Consider the following 21,054-nt stretch of genomic DNA (forward strand, 5'->3'; position numbering starts at 1 on the left):
AACCGCACATTCAGATGCCCGGACCTGAACGCGATTCAACACTTCCAAACAGAAACTACGCACCTGCGTATCTCTCAAGGAGGATGTCATGAGGGTTGTAATCGCTTCCGATGCCGACGGTATGTCGATGAAGGAGTCCATCAAGGAGATGCTCATCGCCGACGGTCACGAGGTCGTCGACTATTCTGAGACCCCTGCCGCGGACTTTGTCGATTCCGCGACCGCCGTTGCCAAGGACCTGCTGGAGCACAAGGATTCCCAGGGCTTCGCATTCGATAAGTACGGCGTCGGCTCCTATATGGCCGCCGTCAAGATTAAGGGCATGGTCGTCGCCAACATTTCCGACGAGCGTTCCGCTTACATGACCCGCGAGCACAACGGCTCGCGCATGGTCACCATGGGCCCGGGCGTTGTGGGCACCGAGGTCGCCAAGAAGATCGCCCGCGAGTTCCTGCGCGCCCAGTACGCCGGCGGCCGTCACCAGATCCGTGTCGACATGCTCAACAAGATGGCCTAACGAGAGCCACCGAGAACTCGAACTTCTACCTCAACTTGTGAATTCAGACGAAAGGACGTTCTGATGAAGAAGACCATCGCAATCGGTTGCGACCATATCGTTACGGACGAGAAGATCTATCTGGCCGACCGCCTGGAGCAGGCTGGCTACAAGGTGCTCGACTGCGGCACCTACAGCCACACCCGTACGCACTATCCCATCTACGGCAAGGCCGTGGGCGAGGCTGTTGCCAGCGGCAAGGCCGACTTTGGTGTGGCCCTGTGCGGCACCGGCATCGGCATCACCAACGCCGTCAACAAGGTCCCCGGCGCCCGTTGCGCCCTGGTCCGCGACATGACCTCTGCCCTGTATGCCCGTCGTGAGCTCAACGCCAACATCGTGGGCTTTGGTGGCAAGATCACCGGCGAGTTCCTGATGGCCGATATCATGCTTGCCTTCCTGGAGGAGCCCTACGAGAAGACTCCCGAGCACGATGCCCTGATCGCCAAGATCGATGCCTGCAATAAGGCCGACGCCGAGGCTCAGGCTGACCCGCACTTCTTTGACGAGTTCCTCGAGAAGTGGGACCGCGGCGAGTATCACGACTAATTAGGTTCCGGCGTTCTGCCGAACGCCGGACCGGTCGACGCTGCGCGGCGCTCAGGCACCCCATCTCGCCGCTCAAACCGTCGCTCGCGTACATGAAGTACGCGTCGCTCCTCTTTCGCGGCGACCTGGGGCACCTGAGCGCCGCTCGCTGACGTTTGAGTGACCTGTGAGATCGCCCCTGTTGTTGCGAAGTGTTCTGGTACGGCGAGCTGCTCCGATAACACGTTTGCTTGCTTGGCTTGAGTGCTTCGCTCTTGGCGGGACCCGGTATTCTGCAGCTTTTCAATTGACGGCTCGCGTTTCTGTGAGGGGGCGCGGGCCGGTTTTCTATCAGCCCTATTGACTTGGTGGGCTGTCGTAAGAAAGGGAAGGCTCCTATGGAGTTTGTTCTTGATAACGGTTCTATCCGCGTGGCACTGAGCACGGCGGGCGGGTCGTTCACTTCTATTGCGGCCAACGGCCGTGAGTACCTGTGGCAGGGCGACCCGGCGGTGTGGTCGGGCCAGGCACCCATTTGTTTCCCGATCTGCGGCGGCCTTCGCGACGGTCACGCAATGACCATGGGCGGCCGCGAGGTTAAGCTCGCCCGTCACGGCTTTGCTCGCAAACAGGAGTGGAAGCTCGAGGAGCAGAGCGACAACATGGTCGCGCTGAGCCTAAGCTCTGCCGACCATGCCGAGTTGCTCGAGCAGTACCCGTATCCGTTTAAGATCGTTGCTCGTTACACGATCGATGCGGCAAAGGTGGCCGTGTCGTACGAGGTGACCAATGAGGGCACCGAGGACATGCCGTTTTTTGTGGGCGGCCACCCCGGCTTTAAGTGCCCGCTCGACGAGGGCGAGTCCTATGACGATTATGAGCTTCGTTTTGAGCAGCGTGAGGCCACCGAGCTCTGTACTGCCGTTCCCTCGACGGGCCTGATTGATGTTGAGCATCGCAGCAAGAACCCCATGATCGGCCATGACCTGCCGCTTACCCACGAACTCTTCGACTTCGCGGAGACCATCTTTGACGTGCTCGAGAGCCGCGTGGTTACGCTGACCAAGAAGACCGAGGACAAGGGCGTGCGCCTGACGTTCCCCGATATGCCGTACCTGATTGTGTGGAGCAAGCCCGAGGGGGACTTTGTGGCCGTGGAACCGTGGGGCGGCCTGTCCACCTGCTCCGACGAGGACGATATTCTGGAGCACAAGCGCGGCTGCCTGGTGGCCAAGCCGGGGGAGACCGTCACTCGCGGCTTTGAGATCGAGATCCTTTAACGAGCTATCGTATGTTTGGGGCGGGTTATGCCGCCCCGGAACAGGAGTTCAACATGATTCTGACCGTTACCATGAACCCGTCGATTGATACGCGCTATCAGCTCGACAAGCTGATCATCGACGACGTGAACCGTGTGACGCCCGAAAAGACCGCTGGCGGCAAGGGCCTCAACGTGAGTCGCGTGCTGCTGCAGCTGGGTGACGATGTGCTCGCGACCGGTCTGCTCGGCGGCCACATGGGTGCCTATATGGCCGAGCTTATGGATGCCGATGGCGTCAAGAATGACTTTGTGCCCATCGCCGGTGAGACGCGCATTTGCCTGAATATCCTGCACGAGGGTAATCAGACCGAGCTGCTGGAGAGCGGCCCGCAGATCGCCCCGGCCGAGCTCGAGGCCTTTACGGCCAAGTTTGCCGAGCTTGCAGCGAAGGCGGACGTTGTGACGCTTTCGGGCTCGCTGCCGCGCGGCGTCGATGCCGGCTACTATGCCGAGCTCGTCAAGATCGCCGAGGAGGCGGGCGCCAAGGTGCTGCTCGACACCTCGGGTGCATCGCTGGAGGCCGCGCTGGAGTCCGACGCTAAGCCTGAGCTCGTAAAGCCCAACCTGACCGAGATCAACGGCCTGCTGGGTACGTCCTTTACGACCGATGATGTCGATGCCCTGCGCGAGGCGCTTGCCGCCGATGGCCGCTTTGCCGGTATTCCCTGGGTTGTCGTTTCGATGGGCGCTGCCGGTTCGGTGGGCTTCCATGAGGGCCGTGCGTTCCGCGCCAAGACGCCCGCGATTGCGGCTGTGAACGCGACGGGTTCCGGCGACTCGACCATCGCCGGCTTTGCGCATGCGATTGCTGCTGGTGCCGACGACGTCACGGTGCTCAAGACCGCCAATACCTGCGGCAAGCTTAACGCCATGGATCCCAAGACCGGCCACCTGGTCATGGATCGCTGGGACGAGGTCTACAACAACGTTGAAGTAACGGAGCTTTAGAGTTACGCGGTTTTACCAAACCGCGTAACGGCTCGACGCTGCGCGGGCCGCATTTGGACAATCTGACGTTCAACTTCAAGGGCGCGACCAGAAGGTCAGCGCCCTTTCGTTTCACGTCACCTTGTCTCAAATGCGGCCCGCTCGCTGCCGTTGCCAAAACATCGGCGTTGTCTTGCTTCGGGAATGCGGCAGATAGAGACGTTCCTTTTTTGCCGGCAGTTTGGGACACTCCTTACGGGGCACCCCCTCCACAGCGCCTATGCTAGCTTGTCGATTTGCCCAATCTCCCAGAGCGGAATGTTGACGAGCGTGCCCTCGTCTCTATATGCCGCTAACGATGTTCTCACGCAGCGCTCGAGCTTGAACTTCTCGCAGGCAATCCTCAGGCTCTTTGCTTTGAGGTTCTCTGCCGCCTTGACCTCGAGCGGAAGCACGGTCCCCGCATGGTCGATGGCAAAGTCAGTCTCTGCATTGCCGGAGGAGGATGACCAATACGCGGGAGTTTTGCCTTGGAGCAAAAGCTCCTGTGCGACGTATTGCTCGGTCAGCGAGCCTTTGAACTCCGTAAAAACAGCGGGCCCGTTCAGAACAATGGCTGGCGAGAGGCCGGAGAGTGCTCCGAGGATGCCGGTGTCGATGCAGAACAGCTTGAAGCCCGAGAGATCCTCGTAGCTTGTGAGCGGTGCTCTTAGGGCGGAAACACGTGGCACCTTATGAACGATTCCATAGTCCATGAGCCACTGGAGGCTTTCCTCAAAATCGCGTGCGCGCGCCCCGGGACGGAGCGCACCGTAGACGAACTTCTTGTTTTCCTTTGCGAGCTGGCCGGTAAGGGATTTCCAAACCAGCCTCATGCGCTCGACGATGCGGGCTGGCGCATGCTTGCCAAAATCGGATTCGTAAGCTTCGATGATTTGCTGCTGAAGCCTGCGGGCCTCGATGAAATCGTGGGAGGCGGCGAAAGCGGAGACAACTTCTGGCATGCCACCGACAACGAGGTATTCCTTGAGCAGGCGCTCGAGCTTTTCGGAAACGTTTGCCAGCAGGTCCATGTCTGCGGCAAGGATGGCATCTGCGAGCGGATCGCCATCGACGGCACGAACGAACTCGACAAACCCCATGGGGCGCATGGTGAGCTGGTCAATCTTGCCGACGGGGAACGACTCGTTTTCGCGTCGGAGCGCGAGCCCCATATAGGAGCCGGCTGCCACGATATGGTATTCCGGCGCCAGCTCGTTGAAGTATTTGAGCGAGGTGATGCCACGCGGTGCCTCTTGGATTTCGTCGAAGATGATGAGCGTGTCTGTCGGCGTTATGGTCTGGCCGCGCAGGAGCTCTATCTGGGAGATGATGCGTTTGGGGTCAAGGCTTCCGTCGAACAGCGAACGTGCGCCCGGTTCGAGCATAAAGTCAAAACGGATGACGTTTTGATACTGCTGGCCTGCGAATTCGTTGAGAAGCCAGGTTTTTCCCGTCTGGCGGGCCCCCTTAAGCAGGAGGGGCTTGCGGTTTGCCCTAGATTTCCAAGCGATGAGTTCGTCCATTAGCTGTCGCTGCATACTGCCTCCTAACGATCATGGTTAGTATAAGACCGTCTTGGTCTTTCCATCGAAAAATGTGGGAGTAAACCACGTTTTTCCATCGAATAATGTGTGAGGCAACCACTTTTTTCCATCGAATAATGTGGGAGTTTAGGTCGGCACCTGGGGACGTTCCTTCTCTGCCGGCAGTTTGGAACACTCCTTGTTTTGGTGCAAATTAGCTACCCTTGCATCAGAAAACGGCGCCCGTCGGCGATGTTGCCGGTGGGCGCCGTGGTCGTGTAGGTGGCTATGTCGTGGGGGCTGCCGTTGAGCGTCCGGGTCTGTGCTCTACAGCGAGTCGATAAAGCGCTGCTGGGCGGCACGTCCTGCCTCGTCCCACTTAAAGACGCCGGCGTTGTCGAGCACGTGGCCAAACACCACGCCGACCTCCTCGTGCAGGATATCGATGGCGTTGTCGGCCGTAAGCTCGTCGGCGCGGCGGGCAAAGACGTCCTCAGCCCATGCGGCGTGGCTGCGGCAAAGATCATCGCCCTCGAGCGCACCGGCAAGGTCGTAGCTGGCATCGACCTTGGCTGCCAGCAGATGCTCACGGACAGCGCCAAGCTCGGGAACCAGGCGCGGCGGCAAAATGGCCAGGCCCATGACTTCGATCAGGCCGATGTTCTCCTTCTTAATGTGGTGGTACTCGGCATGTGGGTGGAAAACGCCTAGCGGGTGCTCGTCGGTCGTGATATTGCAGCGAAGCGCCAGGTAGGCCTCGTAAATCTCGCCGCCGGCGTTGCCGCGGGAGTCCACGCGGCGAATGACGGGCGTCACGGTGTTGTGGGCCACGCCGTCGGCTGTGTGCGCGATGACGCCCACAGACTCATCGGTCCACTCGCGCCAGGCGAGGATAATCTTCTCGGTGGCGTCGAGCAGCTGGGCGCGGTCGTGCGAGCGCAGTCGCAGCACCGAAAGCGGCCACTGCAACACGGTACCGCTGACCTGGTCAAAGCCGGGCATGCTAAACTGCGAGACCTCGGCGGCGTGCATCATGGGGAACTCGTGCGCGCCGCCCTGGAAGTGGTCGTGCGACAGAATCGAGCCGCCCACGATGGGCAGGTCGGCGTTGGAGCCAATAAAGTAGTGCGGGAACAGGTCGACAAAGTCGAGCAGGCAGGTCAGCCCCTTGCGGTCGACGTGCATCGGACGATGCTCGGAGCTCATGGCAATGCAGTGCTCGTTAAAGTACGCGTACGGGCTGTATTGGAAGCCCCAGCGCTCGCCGTCGAGCTGGATAGGGATAACTCGCAGGTTCTGACGGGCGGGATGGGCACCGCCGTCGGCTGCGGCGGAGCGTCCAGGGTAGCCCTCGTTCTCGATGCACAGCTGACAGGCGGGATACTTCTCGCTCGTGTTTTTGGCGGCACCGGCCGCGGCAATATCGCGCGGGTCCTTCTCAGGCTTGGACAGGTTGATGGTGATCTCCAGGTCGCCCCAGTTGGTGGGGGTGCTCCATTTGATATTGCGCGCGATGGCGGCGCGGCGCACGTAGCCGGCGTCGCAGCATAGACCGTAGAACCAGTCGGTTGCGGCGCGGGGCTCGTTGACACCAATGCGGCCGTTGAATTCCTCGTTTACAACCGAAGGCCTCGGCATCAGCACACCCATGATGCGCATGGCGATGCGATCGCGGCCCGATGCCGTATCCTCGGCAGCACCGTTGGTAACGGCGGCCTCGGAAAGCGCGGCAAGTGTGCCTTCAAGGTCAAAGTTGGGCAGGGTGTCGGGGTGCAAGAGCGAGAGTTTCTCGACCTGGAGCGCCCAGGCCATATCGAGCGCGGGGCCCGTGGCGCCAATGCACTCAAGAATGGTGTTGTAGGCCCAGATACGGTCGTCCTGCCCAATCATGGATCGGTGGATGGCGTACTCAATCAGGTTCTGCGCAGCTTCGCGCACGTCGGTCGTTACAGCCATGCCGCGTAAGCCCCCTTGTCAGAAATCGCGTAGTGGCGGGCAGATCCCTCGCCCAGCCAGCCGTTCATCTTGGCAATGAAGGTGTCGACCAGGTCGAGCGGCACGAAGGCCTGAATGGTGCCGCCAAAGCCACCGCCGTGGATGCGGACGGCGCCGCGGCCGTCGAGCACGTGCTCGGCAAGTGCCAGCGCATACATGGAGGGCTGCTCGGAGCCCAGCTTGGCAACGACATTCTGCAGGTACATGGCAGAGCTGGCGCCGGACTCGCGCGTCAGGGTCAGGAACTGGTCGATATCGCCGGCGTTCAGGGCTGCCCAGCGCTTGTCGACTAGGCCGTTCTCGTACCAGTAGTGAACGGCGCGCAGGCAGGCGCGGTCGCCCAGCTTGGCGCGCAGCTCGGGGAGCTTGGCGTCAAAGTCGGCAACGTCGACCTCGCACAGTCGTGCCTTGCCAAGCTCGGCGGCGACGTCCTGCATCTCGCGCGGAACGGCGGCGTAGTCATCGGTAGCTGCCACATGGTCTGCGCCAACCTTAACGAGCACGAGCGCATAGCCGTGATCCTCAAAGTTGAGCTCGAGCTTTTGGGTCTTAGGCTGAGCTTGGTCCTCAAAGTCCATGTAGGCAAGGCCGCCCAGGCACACAGCGGCCTGGTCCATCAGACCGCAGGGCTTGCCGTAGTAGTTGTTCTCGGTGCGCTGGCTCATCTGCGCAAGCGTGACGGGCTCAATGGCGGGTGCGCTCCAGAGCGTCTCCATGGCGCGGCCGTATGCGGCCTCGACGGCAGCGGAGCTGGAGAGGCCACCGCCCGAGGGAACGGAGCAGGTGAAGGCGAAATCAAAGCCGTGGGGCTCAACACCCAGGGCTGCAATCTCGTGGGCCATACCGCGCACAAGGCTTGCGGACGTGCCCTTCTCGGACTCCTGAACGTCTAGCGTGTCGAGCGCGATTTCAAACGTGGGATAGCCCTCGTCGGCTACGCGAACCTTGTTGGAATCGGTTGCCACGGCGATGCCGTCGACGGCGACATCGAGCGAGCCGGCGATAACGTGGCCACCCTCGTGGTCGGTGTGGTTGCCGCTGATTTCGGAACGGCCGGGCGCGTGCACGTAGAGCACCTGGCGGTCGCCGATGGGGCCAAACTCCTCCTCAAACAGCTTGGTGAGTGTGGCGAATGTCTTTTCGTCGGGGGTGGTCATGGGGGTCCTTTCCTTGGCGTGCCCGGGTGGGTTTTGCGTCGTTATGAGTACGTTAACAACTTGTAGCGGTATGAACCAAGTGTTCACGATACCGCACGTTACGGGCTATGTTAACGTACTCATAACACATCGCTTGTCACTTTTTGAGAATCTGGTAATCGGTAGAAATACAGCCGTGAACGGTACTGCCGTATGGACTTATAAAGCAGAAGAGATGCAGATAGAAAAAGTAGAGTACGTTAACATGCGTCCGACGATAGCGGGCCTCGGCGCGGGATGTATTACTGCCCGGGCCGGCATTCACGCTATTCAGATCTCGCAAGGGTGAAGGTGATCCTGTGGCAAGGCGCCCGTCCAACGATACCAGTTCGCGTCCGGTCTCCATGGCTGACGTCGCCCGCGCTGCCGGCGTTTCGCAGCAGACGGTTTCGCGCGTCGCCAACGGCTTGCCCAACGTTAACGAGCAGACGCGCCAGCGCGTGCAGGCCGCTATGCAAGAGCTCGGCTTTCGTCCGAGTTATGCCGGTCGCTCGCTGCGCGACGGCCGTTACCATTCGGTCGGCCTATGCATCAACGATGTCACCAAGTTTGGCAACCTCTCAATGATCGACGGCATCGCCAGTGCTGCTCGCGAGCATAATTGCGCCATCACGCTGGTCGAGATGTCCAAGACCGAGGAGTTTTCGCTTGCCGAGGCCACGCGTCGTATGGCCGCATTGCCGGTGGACGGCATCATCATCGGCATGAGCCGCATGGCGCCCGATTTTGAGACGTTTGATCCACTGCCGGGCATTGGCACGGTCATCGTTACCATGTACGCGCACCCGCGGGTGACCACGGTCGATTCCGACCATTACGGCTGCTCGCTCTTGCTAATGGATCATCTGTTTGAGCTGGGGCACGAGCAGATTCGCTATATCGGCGGCCCGTCGTTCTCAGTCGACGAGCAATTTCGTCGCGCCGGTTGGCAGGATGCGCTCGAGCGTAAACACATTCAACCGCATGCGCCGCTCGAGGGAGACTGGTCTGCCAACAGTGGCTACGAGGCCGGCAGATATCTGGCCGAGCACGACCGCACTATGACGGCGATCTATGCGGCAAACGACCAGATGGCAAATGGCGCGATTGCCGCGCTGCGCGATAGCGGTCTGCGCGTGCCCGAGGACGTAAGCGTGGTGGGCGTCGATGATTCGCTCGATGATTTTGTAGCACACAACGAGCTCACGACCGTGCGATTCGATCTACATCAGCGCGGACGCGAGGTGTTCGAGCATGCGGTTCCCGAGGCGGGTACGGCGGGCAAAACCGTTGCCATTCGTATTCCCGGCCAACTCGTTATTCGACATAGTACGGTGGCACCGCGCGTATAGTTTGTGCAGGTAAACGGCGATTTATCGTATTTCAATAACAATCGGTAAGGATGCCGGCAGATAACAGTTGGAATGCTGCCGAGTGCTATGATAGACGGGCTCTTTTGTCTATCTAGGAGGCTTTGCCTGATGGAGATCACCAAGGATATCCGCTACATTGGCGTCGACGATCACGACATTGACCTGTTCGAGGGCCAGTACGACGTGTCCGAGAACGGTATGGCATACAACAGCTACGTTATCTTGGGCGACAAGATCGCCGTCGCCGATTCGGTTGACGCTGGCTTTGTCGACGAATGGCTCGGCAACCTCGAGGCCGCGCTCGACGGCCGTACGCCCGACTACCTGGTTGTCCATCACATGGAGCCCGATCACTCCGCCGGTATCGCCGCCTTTATGGAGCGCTATCCCCAGGCCCAGATTGTGGCTAGCATGGGCGCCTTCCGCATGATGGTCAACTACTTTGGCACCGACTACCCCGAGCGCAAGATGGTCGTCAAAGAGGGCGATGTGCTCGACCTGGGCGGCCACAGCCTGACCTTTATCGGCGCCCCCAACGTTCACTGGCCCGAGGTGATCTTCTCCTACGAGTCCACCGACAAGGTGCTCTTTAGTGCCGACGGCTTTGGCAAGTTTGGCGCCAACGACATCGAGGATCCGGAAGGGTGGGCTTGCGAGGCTCGCCGCTACTACTTTGGCATCGTCGGTAAGTTCGGCAAGTTCGTGCAGGCCGTCCTCAAGAAGGCCGCCGACCTGGACATCCAGATCATCTGCCCGCTCCACGGCCCCGTGCTGACCGAGAACCTGGGCTACTACCTCGACACCTATAACACCTGGTCGAGCTATCAGCCCGAGGACGAGGGCATCACGATCGCCTATGCGAGCGTGTATGGCCATCTGAAGGCTGCCGTCGAGGAGCTCGCATCTGCGCTCGAGGCTCGCGGCCAGAAGGTCTCCGTCTTTGATCTGGCTCGCGACGACATGGCCGAGGCCGTTGAGGATGCGTTCCGCTACGACCGTCTGGTGCTCGCCTCCATTACCTATCAGGGCGAGATCTTCCCGTGCATGAGCACCTTTATCCACACGCTCGCCGAGCATGCCTACCAGAACCGTACCGTGGCGCTTGTCGAGTCCGGTTCCTGGGCGCCCGCTGCCGCCAAGGTTATGACCAAGGAGCTCGAGGGTATGAAGGACATCACCCTGACGCAGAACAAGGTGACCGTGCTGGGCTCGCTCAACGACGCCTCGCGCGCTCAGATCGAGGTTCTCGCCGACGAGCTGTCCAAGTAGCGACACATTCACTTTTGACGCTCAACCATCACAAAGGGGACAGGCACCTTTGTGGTGGTTTTTGTTTAAGCGCCGGCGATGAGGAGATTTGGGCGGGCGTTGTCGACGATCTCGGCGATTGAGGTGGCGACGGCATGATCGGGGTCACGGTCCATCACGATGGTGTCGACATCGGTCAGCTCGGCAAAGCGGTACATGCCGCGTCCGTTAACCTTGCTGGCGTCCATGAGGGCGACGCTTTGATGGGCCGCGGCGATCATAGCCGTTTTGGTCTCGGCCATCTGGGGAAAGTCGGTCGTAAAGCCGCAGCTGGAGACAAAGGCGCCGGGGCACATGACGGCCAGATCGGCATGGACCATTTGGAGCGCTTGCATAGTGAGCGGTCCGTACAAATAACGATGGCCTTTGCGCAACGCCCCGCCCAGCATGACGACATCGACTGAGGGCATGCTCTCGTCGATGTAATCGGCAATGGTAATGTCTGCTGTGATGACGGTGATACCGTCGCGTTGATCGAGGAGCCGGACGAACTCGAGCGCCGTGGTGCCCGAGTCGACGAGCAACGTGTCGCCGTCATTGACGAGCTCGATGGCGCTTTGCGCGATGGCCTGCTTGGCGGCGACGTTGACGTTGATGCGGCGATCCTGCGTGGAGACGGTCAGACGTTTGTGGAGTGATACGGCACCGCCGTGCGTGCGGCGCAGCTTGCCTGCTTCGGCGAGCGCGTCCAGGTCGGCGCGGGCGGTGACGGAGGACACGCCAAAGGTCTGGGCGATTTCTGCTACCTGCACCGAGGCATTATGATCGAGCATTTCCATAATGGCGGTACGGCGTTCGTCGGCAAAAGCGCGGTTGGTGGCTTGGGCCATGCTTGCTCCATTCTCGGCTAAATTTGCAGGAATTGTGTTGACTCTATTTTCGTTCATTTTCTTTTTGGGTAAGAAAACACCTTTCGATTACTTATCTTTTCTATAAAAGAAAGACGCTGAACGCCCAAAATTCAATATCGAACATGTTCACTCGGCTCAAATTTCTTCCGTTTGCTTTTCAAAAATGACTGTATTGACCTGCATGGGCTCAATATCTCGCGCGTGCAAAGCTGCTGAATTTCATACAATGGGCGCAGCAAAACGCAAGGTAAAACGCCTTGTGAACAACTACGCCCGATGTCCAGATGCGGGCGAGGGAGAGGAGCAAACGCTCATGGCACTTGTTACCACCGAAAAGATGCTCAAGGACGCTCAGGCCGGCCACTACGCCGTCGGCGCTTTCAACGTCGAGAACCTCGAGTTTGTTATGGCCGTTCTGGCCGCTGCCGAGGAGACCAAGTCCCCCGTCATCATGCAGACCACCCCGGGCACCATCAAGACCGCTGGTCTGGACTACTTCTACGGCATGGTCAAGGCTGCCGCCGAGCGCGCTTCCGTGCCCGTCGCCCTGCACCTCGATCACGGCGATGGCTATGACCGCTGCATGCAGGCTTTCCGCACTGGCTACACCTCTGTCATGATCGACGGTTCGCACGAGTCCTTCGAGGACAACATCGCCCTGACCAAGTCCGTCGCCGACGCTGGCCGCGCCATGGGCGTGCCTGTCGAGGCCGAGCTCGGTAAGGTTGGCGGCAAGGAGGACGACGGTCCCGCAGTTGAGGGCGAGAGCCCCTACACCGATCCGGCCGAGGCCAAGGAGTTCGTCGAGCGCACCGGCTGCACCTCCCTCGCTATTGGCGTTGGCACCAGCCACGGTGTGTACACGAGCGATCCGCACATCGAGCAGTCCGTGGTCAAGGCCATCCGCGACGCCGTCGACGTGCCGCTGGTTCTGCACGGCACTTCCGGTGTGCCCGATGAGCAGGTTGCCGAGGCCGTGAAGAACGGCATCTGCAAGGTTAACTACGCCACCGAGCTGCGTCAGGCCTACACCAAGGGCTTCATGGCCTACATGGCCGAGAACCCCGCCTGCTTCGATCCCAAGAAGCCGGCCAAGGAGGGCATGCGTGAGATCACCGAGCTGGTTAAGATCCGCATGACCAACCTCAACTCTGTGGGCAAAGCAGAGTAACAGCAAGGGTACTCCGACTCGCTACATATCCCGGGGAGGGACGAGGGCTTAGTTCCCCAATCGTCCTCGGGCATGCAAATAGCCTCGCTGCGCACTTCGTGCGGCGAGGCTTTTTGCCCCCTGCGGAAAGATTGGGGAACTAAGCCCTCGTCCCTCCCAGGTTGACCTACTCGAGGTCGTCGCCCTTGTGGCGTTAGGGCGGAAAAATAATAAGAAGCCTTCGCGCTGCGGAATGATTTTGGAAACTAAGTACGGGACCCGCCCAAACCGTCCTGCTCAATCGCCCTTGTGGCGTTAGTGTCGGAAAAATAAGACGTTGCTTTTTGCCCCCTGCGGAAAGATTGGGGAGCTAAGCCCTCGTCCCTCCCAGGTTGACCTACTCGAGGTCGTCGCCCTTGTGGCGTTAGGTCTGAAAGGGTGGGGCGCGGGGGTTACTTGGTTGTTAGGGTTAGCAGGTCGTTGGGGGTTTTGAGGTTGTAGGTGGCGTTTGGGATGTCTTGGTGTGATCCCCATGCCGCTCTGGCAAAACTGACCCCTGCCGAAGTTGCGCATTGTTCGTCGTAGACGGTGTCGCCAACGTAGACGACGTTGCCAGGATTCGCGCCCGTACGCCGGAGATATTCGAGCATGGGAGCGGGTGCGGGTTTATGTTCGGTTGTGTCTTCGACAAGGATGATGTGCTCAAAATACTTATCGAAGCCAAGGGGTGCAATTTCTTTTGCGTATTCGTCGCGCGCACGTGAGGAGACGATGCCAAGTTTGCAGCCGTTGTCGGAGAGTGTTGCGATAACTTCGTGCAAGCCGGGAAACACGCTGATGGTGCTTTTAAAGCTGGCGGCAACTTGGCACCAGCGATCCAGCGTTGCCTGTGAGTAGATCCCAAGTTTCTCAAGGGCGTTCTTGCCGGGTATGCCGAGGGCAAATTCAAGCTCGTGTCGGGGGAGCGTTTTGCCGGTTTCTTCTTGGACAATCTGGCCAAGTGATGACAGAACGCTTTCTTCTGTATCTGCCAATGTCCCATCAACGTCAAATGCGATATGGTCAAAGTGCTTCATATGATTGCTCCTCTCTGTTGTTTGCCTGCAAGTTTGATGCAGTGACAGAAGAAGGGCTAGCGGGATTTCTGCCTGGTGCTATCGAGATTCTGCCTCGCTGCTCGATAGCTCGAAGGAGTGCACCCCATTTGTTCTTTAAATACCTGGCCAAGATGGCTCGCTGTTATAATTCCGCATTGGCGCGCGACTGTCTGTACCGTTCGCGTGGTGTGTGCCAAAAGTTCGCAAGCACGGTTTATGCGGTATGCGCGTAGATATGCCGCCGGGGTCGTTTCTGCACAAGTTTCGATAATGCGGTAACACTCTCTTTCGCTTACGCCGGCTGCAGATGCCATCTGAGGCACATCTATAGCGGCTGCATAGTTTGCGCGGATAAAGTCCAGGATTGCCTTGAACTGTACGTCGCGGCTGGTCATCCAAGAGGCGCCGTCGGAAGAAAAGAGCGGTTCGGCCTTGGCGTTAATCTGAATCCAGAGCTCTGACAAACTATTTCGAAGCGCCATCTCGTTCTGCGGCCGTTGAAGGTCGTGGCTAAAGGAGCTCTTCAGCAAATCGATAAAGGGCATATCGTCGGGATTGGTGGGCGACCATTTGAGCACATCGACGCCTCGACATTGAAGCAATGGGTTGATGTAACGCTTTTGGAGACGTCCCGCGGGATCGCCGAGCATCGACGGCTGAAAGATATGCAGCATTTGAATGGCTGGCGCCGAATTGGGTGATTGCAGCGTGCTGTGCAAAACGCCGCCGTTGATAAAGCCGGCGGACCCTTCCTCAAAGCGTACGTGCTCATGAGTCGCGCGCGTTCGATAGTCAATCGCTCCCTGCTCCATGTAGAAAAGCTCAACTTCGGAATGCCAGTGCCAGGGGACGGAATTGCCCGGATAGCGAGCGAATTCTGCGCGTTCGGCAATATAGGGCCAGTCTTCGGCGGTCTCGGGAAACGCTTCCTCGCGTCCTCCGCGGTGCAATTCTATGTGATCCATGTTTCGCATGGCATCAGTATAAAGCGCGATGGGCTTAGATTGCTCTTGCCTGTTCGGGGAACGCCTTGTCTAGGGATGCTTGGAGCTTTTCGAACGATGCTCGCAAGTTGTGGCTCTGGTCGGTTGAGCGTTTGGCTTTTGTGGTGGGGGAGTCGAGGAAGCCGTTTCTCTGTGTCGGGGGGAAGGAGAAAAGGTTCGCATGATTTAGGGATGGCTGCTGTGCTGCGTCATTGGAAGAATGCATGCTTATGCGGCCTCCTCGATGTCCACCAAAAGTTTGCGCACGGGGTGTGCTGCTAGATCCCGTGCGTTGGCAGTATTATGCCGCGGACGTCGCAAAGAAGCGCTAAAGAAAGGCTTAACCTGGTTTGGTGTTACGATGAAACCGCAGGTAAAAGCTATCGAGTAACACTCTTGAAAGGTTTTGAGCTTAAGTGTTTTCTAAGGTTTGTGGCGCGGATGTGGCTCGCCTGTGTGGGGCGCGTGGCCGGATCGCTCCTAGCGCTGCGGCTCTGCGGCGCGCACCTGCTCGATGACCTTTTCCATGGTGGCATCGATGCGGTCTTTCTTGAGCTCACATTCCCAGACGGTGATGGGCGTCCAGCCCATTTGGGTAAGTGCGTTGATGGCAGCGCGGTCGCGCTCGACGTTGCGACGGAACTTTGCCTCCCAAAACTCAACGTTGCGCTTGGGCTGGCTGGGGTTGCACTTGGGGCAGCGATGCCAAAAGCAGCCGTTGACGAAGATGGCGATCTTGCGCCCGGGAAAGGCGATGTCGGGCTTGCCGGGAACCTTCCATTCCAAGCGATAACCCGTAAGGCCCGCTGCCCGCAGGCGCTGGCGAACGAGCAGCTCGGGCTTGGTGTTGGCGCGCTTGTTGCCCTTCATGGACTTTTTGATGGCGGCGCGACGGCGGACCAGTTCGCGCTCGTCAGCGGAAAGGTCCGAGGTGTCGATGCCGTCGAGCAGACCGGGCTTGGGACGCTTCTTGCTGCGGCGCTTAGGTGCGCGCTTGGGTTTGGTGGCGGGTTTGTCGGCCGTGGTGGCCTCGGCGTCGTTGGCAGTGCCGTTGGCCTCAAGCCGGTCTTCTTTCAACTCAATCAGGGCATCAATGAGCCCCTTGTCGGCGGGCATCCACTCAACGGTGGCAAGCGAGGTGCGTGGAATCCAGCGGATATCGAGCTGGCGGTCATGTTTCTGGGGCTCGCCAGACTCTTTGGCCAGCGAGCAGTAGTAACACTCCATCGAGAGATGGAAATCGGGGTAGTCGTACTCAACGGTATAGAAATCACGCAGGTTGGTGACTTTGACCTGCAGCTCTTCCATGAGTTCGCGTCGCACGGCGTCTTCGGGTGTCTCGCCGCGCATGAGCTTGCCGCCGGGAAACTCCCAAAGTCCCTGCATGTCGCCATAGCCGCGCTGCACGGCAAGCAGCTCGTCAGATCCTTCCTTGCGAATGATCCCAGCGGCAACATGAACAGTCTTCAACAGGAGTCCTCTCTCAACATCAACACGTGGCAGGTCGGCTACCTGTACCTTACACAACGGTAAGGCAAGCGTAAGCCATATCGATGGTAGCCGACTCGTCTTCTTGCGACTATAGATGCCGTAGACTAATCGCAAGAAAGGACTCGGTATGCAAACCACGCACATGGCGACCCCGGTACTGGAGGTCGCGCATCTCGAAAAAGTATATGGAGCGCTGGGCAACGTGACCCGCGCGCTCAACGACGTCAGCTTTACCGTCAACCGCGGCGAATTTGTTGGCATCATGGGCGCTTCGGGCTCGGGTAAGTCGACGTTGCTCAACTGCGTCTCGACCATCGATAGCGCCACAAGTGGCACGATCCGCATCAACGGGCAGGACGTGACGCGCATGAAGCAGGCTAAGCTTTCGCAGTTCCGCCGCGAGGAGCTCGGCTTTATCTTCCAGGACTCCAACCTGCTCGATACGCTCACGGCACGCGAGAACATCGCCCTGCCGCTCACCATCGCCCGCACAAACTCGGCAGAGATCTCGACCCGCGTGCAAGATGTGGCAGCGCGCCTGTCCATCAGTCAGGTGCTCGACAAGTATCCCTACCAGATGTCCGGCGGTCAGCAGCAGCGCGTTGCCGCGGCTCGCGCGCTCGTCACCGACCCCACCATGATCATGGCCGACGAGCCCACCGGCGCCCTCGATTCCAAGAGCGCCCGCCTGCTGCTCGAGAGCCTGGAGTCCCTCAATCGCCGCCTGCGCGCCACCGTGCTCATGGTCACGCATGACAGCTTTGCTGCCAGCTACACGAGCCGCGTGCTGTTTATCCGCGACGGCAAGATCTTCACCGAGCTGCGCCGCGGCGACACCGACCGCCGAGAGTTCTTCGACCGCATTATGGAGGTCGTTGCCATGATGGGCGGTGAGGGCTCCGATGCTCTGTAAACTCGCTTGGGGCAACGTCCGCCGCGCCGGCCGCGACTACCTCGTCTACCTTTTGACGCTCACCCTGGGCGTTACGGTTTTCTACGCCTTTAACACCATCTCGATGCAGGTCGACATCGCCGGAATCGATGAAAAGGGCTTGGCGCAGGTAATGGGCAGCATGCTCGGCGACCTGACGTACTTTTTGGCCGGTGTCATGGCCTTTTTGATGGTGTATGCCAATAACTTCATCATGAAACGCCGCAAGAAGGAGTTTGGCCTGTACCAGGTGCTCGGCATGGGGCGTGGGCGCGTCGCCACGATCATGGCGCTCGAGACCGTGATAGTGTCGGTCGTGGCCTTTGTCGCCGGCATTGTGCTGGGTGTGGGACTCTCCCAGCTCATGACGTTCTTTACGGCCTCGCTTTTTAAGACACAGATCGCCAATTTCCACTTCTTTTTCTCGGTGCATGCGTTCAATCTGACCCTTGCCTGCATGCTCGTAATGTTTGTGCTCACGCTACTGCTGAACCTTCGCGCCGTGCGTCGTACCAAACTCATCGAGCTTATGGGTGCCGAGCGTCGCAACGAGAGCATCAAGACACGCAACCCCTGGATCGCGATTGCCATCTTTGCCGTGGGCGTGGTGCTTGTGGGCGTGGCCTATTACCGTCTGCTACGTGATGGGTTCCCGCTAGCCGCGACGGACAGCAAGCTGCAAGAGGCCATGAACCAGTTTGGTATTACGACCGCTATGGTTACCGTGGGCACCTTTGCCCTGTTCTGGGGACTCTCGGGCATGCTCATCAAGCTGCTGCAGAGCCTGCGCGGCGTGTATTGGCGCGGCCTCAACATGTTTACCGTGCGCCAGCTTGCGGCCAAGGTCAACACGGTGTGCTTTTCGATGGGCGTCATCGCGATGCTTCTGTTTTTGGCCATCACCTCGGTGACGTGCGGTATGTCGATTGCCAATGTGATGAACGAAAACCTGGAGCGCTATAACCCTGTTGACGTGTCACAGACGTATGTCTATTACACGCCCGATACGCTCGACTACTACAAAGAGTACATCAATCCGTCTGAAGCCGATCGCATGGTGCTGGCCGATAGTACGGTCGATTTGTACTCCGCATGGCACGGCGATCGTATCGATCACGATAACGTTGCAGACGGTATTAAGGGCAAGTCGGCGGACAACAACGACGAGACCGGCAAGAAGGTCAATATCGCCGATGTTGCCGGTGAGCATGTGCAGATCGATTCGTATCTGAGTTACCCGTTTGGCGGTTCGGATCCTTCGGTGACCCCAAGTGAGATGTGCAAGATCATGGGCGAAAAGCTTCCCAAGGCGTTCGGGGGTAGCAATGCCGATGCGATGGGTCTGTTTGTGACGCCGGCGAGCCAGTACAACAAACTGCGCCAGATGATGGGCAAGGAGCCGGTGCACATCGGTCACGACCAGTATCTGCTCACGTGTGATATGGGCGGCGAGCTGGTCGACATGTACACCAAGTATATGGCTGGCGGCCATGCCCTTACCTTGGGCGGGCATACGCTCAAGCCCGCAACCGATAAGTCGGACGAAGATACGGCGGCCATCGCCAACTCGGCGATGGGCAGTAATCCGGGTACCGTGGTCGTAGCCGATGAGCTGCTGTCCCGGCTTAATCTGCAGCCGTATTCCAGTAGCCTGCTCGTTAACTACAAACAGGGGATGGATACAACCGAGGCAGACGAGAGCATTAAATACACTGTGCTCGACAATCTGCTCGTTGACGGCAAGGAGTCGGGGTCGTGGGGAACCTTCATCACACGCTCCGAGATGTACACGCAAGCAGCGCAAATGAACGGTCTTATTAGCTACCTAGCCATCTACATCGGCTTTGTATTGGTCGTTGCATGCGCGGCGATTCTGTCGATCCAGCAACTCTCCAACGTGGCCGACGGCAGCCGCAGCTATCGTGTGCTGGCACAGATCGGCTGTGAGGACCGCAAGATTTGCCATTCGGTGATGGCGCAGCAAGCGGTATTCTTCCTGTTCCCGCTGGCAGTGGGCCTGGCGCACTCCTTTGTGGCACTTAAGGTGATCATCGAGCTGGTGAGCATTTTCGGAAATATGAGCATCGGCGGCACCGTGGGCCTCACCTGTGCAATCTTTCTGGTAGCATACGGTGGCTACTTCCTGGTGACCTATCTCATGAGCACCGGCATGGTACAAGCTGCCATCGCCACCCGTTACAGCGAGTAACAAGCGGGCAAAATCGTCGCAAAATCAGAGGCGTATGACCGCCGCGAAGGGACCAGGGGTCCTTTCGCGGCGGTTTTTGCCAATCTGGTGCGTCTTAGATACAAGTGAGTAGACTATTTTGAACCTGCCAAGCACATCGCGGCAAGTGCTCAATAAAATCGCAGGTCAGGGCTGTGGCGTTTTGAGGTGTGCTCGGCATCCCGCCAAAAGCCTACTCACTTGGTTTTACTGCTAGAAAACCGCCGCGAGGGAAAGTAGCTCCCTCGCGGCGGTTTTTGGCGTTTGCCCAGATAAAACCTGCCAAAATAAACCTGTCCCTTTTTGGCAGGTTATCGCTTCCAAAAGTGGAGGATGAGCGTCGTGCGGTTTTGCTGTTCGGTTTTGACCAGGATGTTGTGGATGTGGGTCTTGACGGTGCCCACGGCAAGGAATAGCTCGTCAGCGATCTCTTGGTTCGATTTGCCCAGTACGACCAGACGCATAACTTCGGTCTCACGGTTGGAGAGCTTGTAGGCGTTGCGATAGAAGGGCATCTGCTCTTCGATGTGTCGATCAAGATCGCTGACGTTCTTTTCCTCGGGCGCCTCCTGCATGCGGATTGAAAGCACGTGGTAGGAGTAGATGATCAGCAGAATCGCAAAGTAGCAGGCAAAGACGTTTTCGCTAAAGTTGCGCTCGGACAGATATAGTTGCAGCCAAGAGGGCGTCAGACTCATGGGGACAATCAGAATGTTGTAGAAATCCTCGGCAACGATGCAACCGACCAGAATAGCGCCGATAATCAGGTGCTTTCGTTGGTTGTTAACGCGTGCCTTCAGCTCGACTTGCGTGCTCTTGCGTGCCGTCCAAAAGATATATAGCCCCACGAAAACAAGGAATACCTGACGCATCGTGTAGTAGAGCCATTGATGAATGGGGCCGTAGGGGACAGCGACGATAATCAGCAGCTCGCTCAGCAAGAACGTTGCGACGGGAATGACAAACTGCTTTTTTGAATGCTTGTCGAGCAAATCCATGGCAATGAGCCAAAAAAAAGCCTGCGAAGCGGTCGCCACAAAGGTCCGCAACACAGGCATGGTAATTGAGTAATAGTCGCTGGCTGGAAAACTCTGGTTTTGCAGCGTGTATTCAAAAAAGAAAATCTCGGTCATCTCGATGGCATAGCAGATAAATACGCCGCTGCCATAGATAAAGAAGCGTCGACGAGACGAGGCATAGGCGGCAAGCGAGAGCACCGCCGTCACGATACAGATCACGAGTATCGCTAGGGTATAGAAGAACATCAGGGTGTTCATCTGTCACCGTCCCATCTCATTTATTCTATGGCCGAGCTCTGTATACCTTGTGGGATATAGACGTCTCAACCCTTCGTTTCATTGCGGATTAGGCGCCGAGATACAGCATAGCCGTATACCGTTCGCGGTTCTAGATGGTAAACCCCCTGTAAACTCTTGACCTGCGGGTTTATATTGGTTTAGAGGGGGTGTAACTCCATGAACGGTCTTTAATCCCGAATAAACTAGGTAAAAATTGCATACGGGTGAATGATGGTCTTGTCAACACGAGGCGTGATGTTCGAGCGCCTCATAGTAAT

At 58.5% G+C, this 21,054-nt stretch carries 17 protein-coding genes; 9 read left to right on the forward strand and 8 right to left on the reverse strand.

Going from position 1 to position 21,054, the window contains the following annotated elements:
• Positions 1 to 88: 88 nt before the first annotated feature.
• The 4 genes from lacA to AB5202_RS04380 all read left to right on the forward strand — a co-directional run bounded on the left by lacA (position 89) and on the right by AB5202_RS04380 (position 3,353).
• Positions 89 to 517 carry a galactose-6-phosphate isomerase subunit LacA gene (gene lacA, locus AB5202_RS04365; protein WP_006234830.1) on the forward strand — a complete coding sequence of 143 codons (429 nt, stop codon included), beginning with the start codon at positions 89 to 91 and terminating at the stop codon, positions 515 to 517.
• A 63-nt stretch (positions 518 to 580) separates the two neighbouring features.
• Positions 581 to 1,105, forward strand: a complete 525-nt coding sequence (gene lacB, locus AB5202_RS04370; protein WP_006234831.1) for a galactose-6-phosphate isomerase subunit LacB — start codon at positions 581 to 583, stop codon at positions 1,103 to 1,105.
• A gap of 377 nt (positions 1,106 to 1,482) precedes the next feature.
• Positions 1,483 to 2,364 (forward strand): aldose 1-epimerase family protein, encoded by an 882-nt coding sequence (locus tag AB5202_RS04375; RefSeq protein ID WP_368143706.1) that lies wholly within the window; start codon positions 1,483 to 1,485, stop codon positions 2,362 to 2,364.
• Between the two features lie 53 nt (positions 2,365 to 2,417).
• On the forward strand, positions 2,418 to 3,353 hold the full coding sequence (locus AB5202_RS04380) for a hexose kinase (protein WP_368143705.1): 936 nt from the start codon (positions 2,418 to 2,420) through the stop codon (positions 3,351 to 3,353).
• Between the two features lie 257 nt (positions 3,354 to 3,610).
• Here AB5202_RS04380 and AB5202_RS04385 read toward each other — a convergent pair whose 3' ends face one another.
• The 3 genes from AB5202_RS04385 to AB5202_RS04395 all read right to left on the reverse strand — a co-directional run bounded on the left by AB5202_RS04385 (position 3,611) and on the right by AB5202_RS04395 (position 8,049).
• Positions 3,611 to 4,912: an ATP-binding protein gene (locus tag AB5202_RS04385; protein WP_368143704.1), complete on the reverse strand. Its 1,302-nt coding sequence runs from the start codon at positions 4,910 to 4,912 to the stop codon at positions 3,611 to 3,613.
• 312 nt (positions 4,913 to 5,224) lie between these two features.
• Positions 5,225 to 6,853, reverse strand: a complete 1,629-nt coding sequence (locus AB5202_RS04390) for a UDP-glucose--hexose-1-phosphate uridylyltransferase (protein WP_368143702.1) — start codon at positions 6,851 to 6,853, stop codon at positions 5,225 to 5,227.
• Positions 6,844 to 8,049, reverse strand: a complete 1,206-nt coding sequence (locus tag AB5202_RS04395) for a galactokinase (protein WP_368143701.1) — start codon at positions 8,047 to 8,049, stop codon at positions 6,844 to 6,846. Before AB5202_RS04395 ends, AB5202_RS04390 begins: the two co-directional genes overlap by 10 nt.
• 383 nt (positions 8,050 to 8,432) lie before the next feature.
• Between AB5202_RS04395 and AB5202_RS04400 the strand changes: the two genes are divergently transcribed.
• Together AB5202_RS04400 and AB5202_RS04405 are read left to right on the forward strand one after the other, a co-directional pair.
• Positions 8,433 to 9,419 carry a LacI family DNA-binding transcriptional regulator gene (locus tag AB5202_RS04400; RefSeq protein WP_368143733.1) on the forward strand — a complete coding sequence of 329 codons (987 nt, stop codon included), beginning with the start codon at positions 8,433 to 8,435 and terminating at the stop codon, positions 9,417 to 9,419.
• A 129-nt stretch (positions 9,420 to 9,548) separates the two neighbouring features.
• Entirely contained in the window at positions 9,549 to 10,709 is a 1,161-nt protein-coding gene (locus AB5202_RS04405) for an FprA family A-type flavoprotein (protein WP_368143700.1), read from the forward strand.
• A 65-nt stretch (positions 10,710 to 10,774) separates the two neighbouring features.
• Here AB5202_RS04405 and AB5202_RS04410 read toward each other — a convergent pair whose 3' ends face one another.
• Positions 10,775 to 11,578 (reverse strand): DeoR/GlpR family DNA-binding transcription regulator, encoded by an 804-nt coding sequence (locus tag AB5202_RS04410; protein WP_368143699.1) that lies wholly within the window; start codon positions 11,576 to 11,578, stop codon positions 10,775 to 10,777.
• A gap of 334 nt (positions 11,579 to 11,912) precedes the next feature.
• Between AB5202_RS04410 and AB5202_RS04415 the strand changes: the two genes are divergently transcribed.
• On the forward strand, positions 11,913 to 12,770 hold the full coding sequence (locus AB5202_RS04415; protein WP_022095149.1) for a class II fructose-bisphosphate aldolase: 858 nt from the start codon (positions 11,913 to 11,915) through the stop codon (positions 12,768 to 12,770).
• A 431-nt stretch (positions 12,771 to 13,201) separates the two neighbouring features.
• Here the strand turns inward: AB5202_RS04415 and AB5202_RS04420 are convergent, their stop codons facing one another.
• The 3 genes from AB5202_RS04420 to vsr form a co-directional block, all read right to left on the reverse strand.
• Positions 13,202 to 13,825, reverse strand: a complete 624-nt coding sequence (locus tag AB5202_RS04420; protein ID WP_368144437.1) for an HAD family hydrolase — start codon at positions 13,823 to 13,825, stop codon at positions 13,202 to 13,204.
• 56 nt (positions 13,826 to 13,881) lie between these two features.
• Positions 13,882 to 14,811 carry an AraC family transcriptional regulator gene (locus tag AB5202_RS04425; protein WP_368144435.1) on the reverse strand — a complete coding sequence of 310 codons (930 nt, stop codon included), beginning with the start codon at positions 14,809 to 14,811 and terminating at the stop codon, positions 13,882 to 13,884.
• A 498-nt stretch (positions 14,812 to 15,309) separates the two neighbouring features.
• A complete protein-coding gene (gene vsr / locus AB5202_RS04430; RefSeq protein ID WP_368144433.1) occupies positions 15,310 to 16,299 on the reverse strand; it encodes a DNA mismatch endonuclease Vsr in 990 nt (329 codons plus the stop codon).
• Positions 16,300 to 16,447: 148 nt separating this feature from the next.
• On the opposite strand from vsr, the gene AB5202_RS04435 reads away from it, so the two are divergent.
• Together AB5202_RS04435 and AB5202_RS04440 are read left to right on the forward strand one after the other, a co-directional pair.
• The gene (locus AB5202_RS04435) at positions 16,448 to 17,233 is read left to right on the forward strand and encodes an ABC transporter ATP-binding protein (protein WP_368144432.1); all 786 of its coding nucleotides are present in this window, start codon (positions 16,448 to 16,450) and stop codon (positions 17,231 to 17,233) included.
• Entirely contained in the window at positions 17,223 to 19,460 is a 2,238-nt protein-coding gene (locus AB5202_RS04440; RefSeq protein WP_368144430.1) for an ABC transporter permease, read from the forward strand. The genes AB5202_RS04435 and AB5202_RS04440 overlap by 11 nt, the downstream gene beginning before the upstream one ends.
• Before the next feature lie 329 nt (positions 19,461 to 19,789).
• Here AB5202_RS04440 and AB5202_RS04445 read toward each other — a convergent pair whose 3' ends face one another.
• A complete protein-coding gene (locus AB5202_RS04445; RefSeq protein ID WP_368144429.1) occupies positions 19,790 to 20,755 on the reverse strand; it encodes a response regulator transcription factor in 966 nt (321 codons plus the stop codon).
• Positions 20,756 to 21,054 lie beyond the last annotated feature (299 nt).

The sequence above is a fragment of the Collinsella aerofaciens genome, from assembly GCF_040915545.1.
GTDB classification, from domain to species: Bacteria; Actinomycetota; Coriobacteriia; order Coriobacteriales; family Coriobacteriaceae; genus Collinsella; species Collinsella aerofaciens_BE.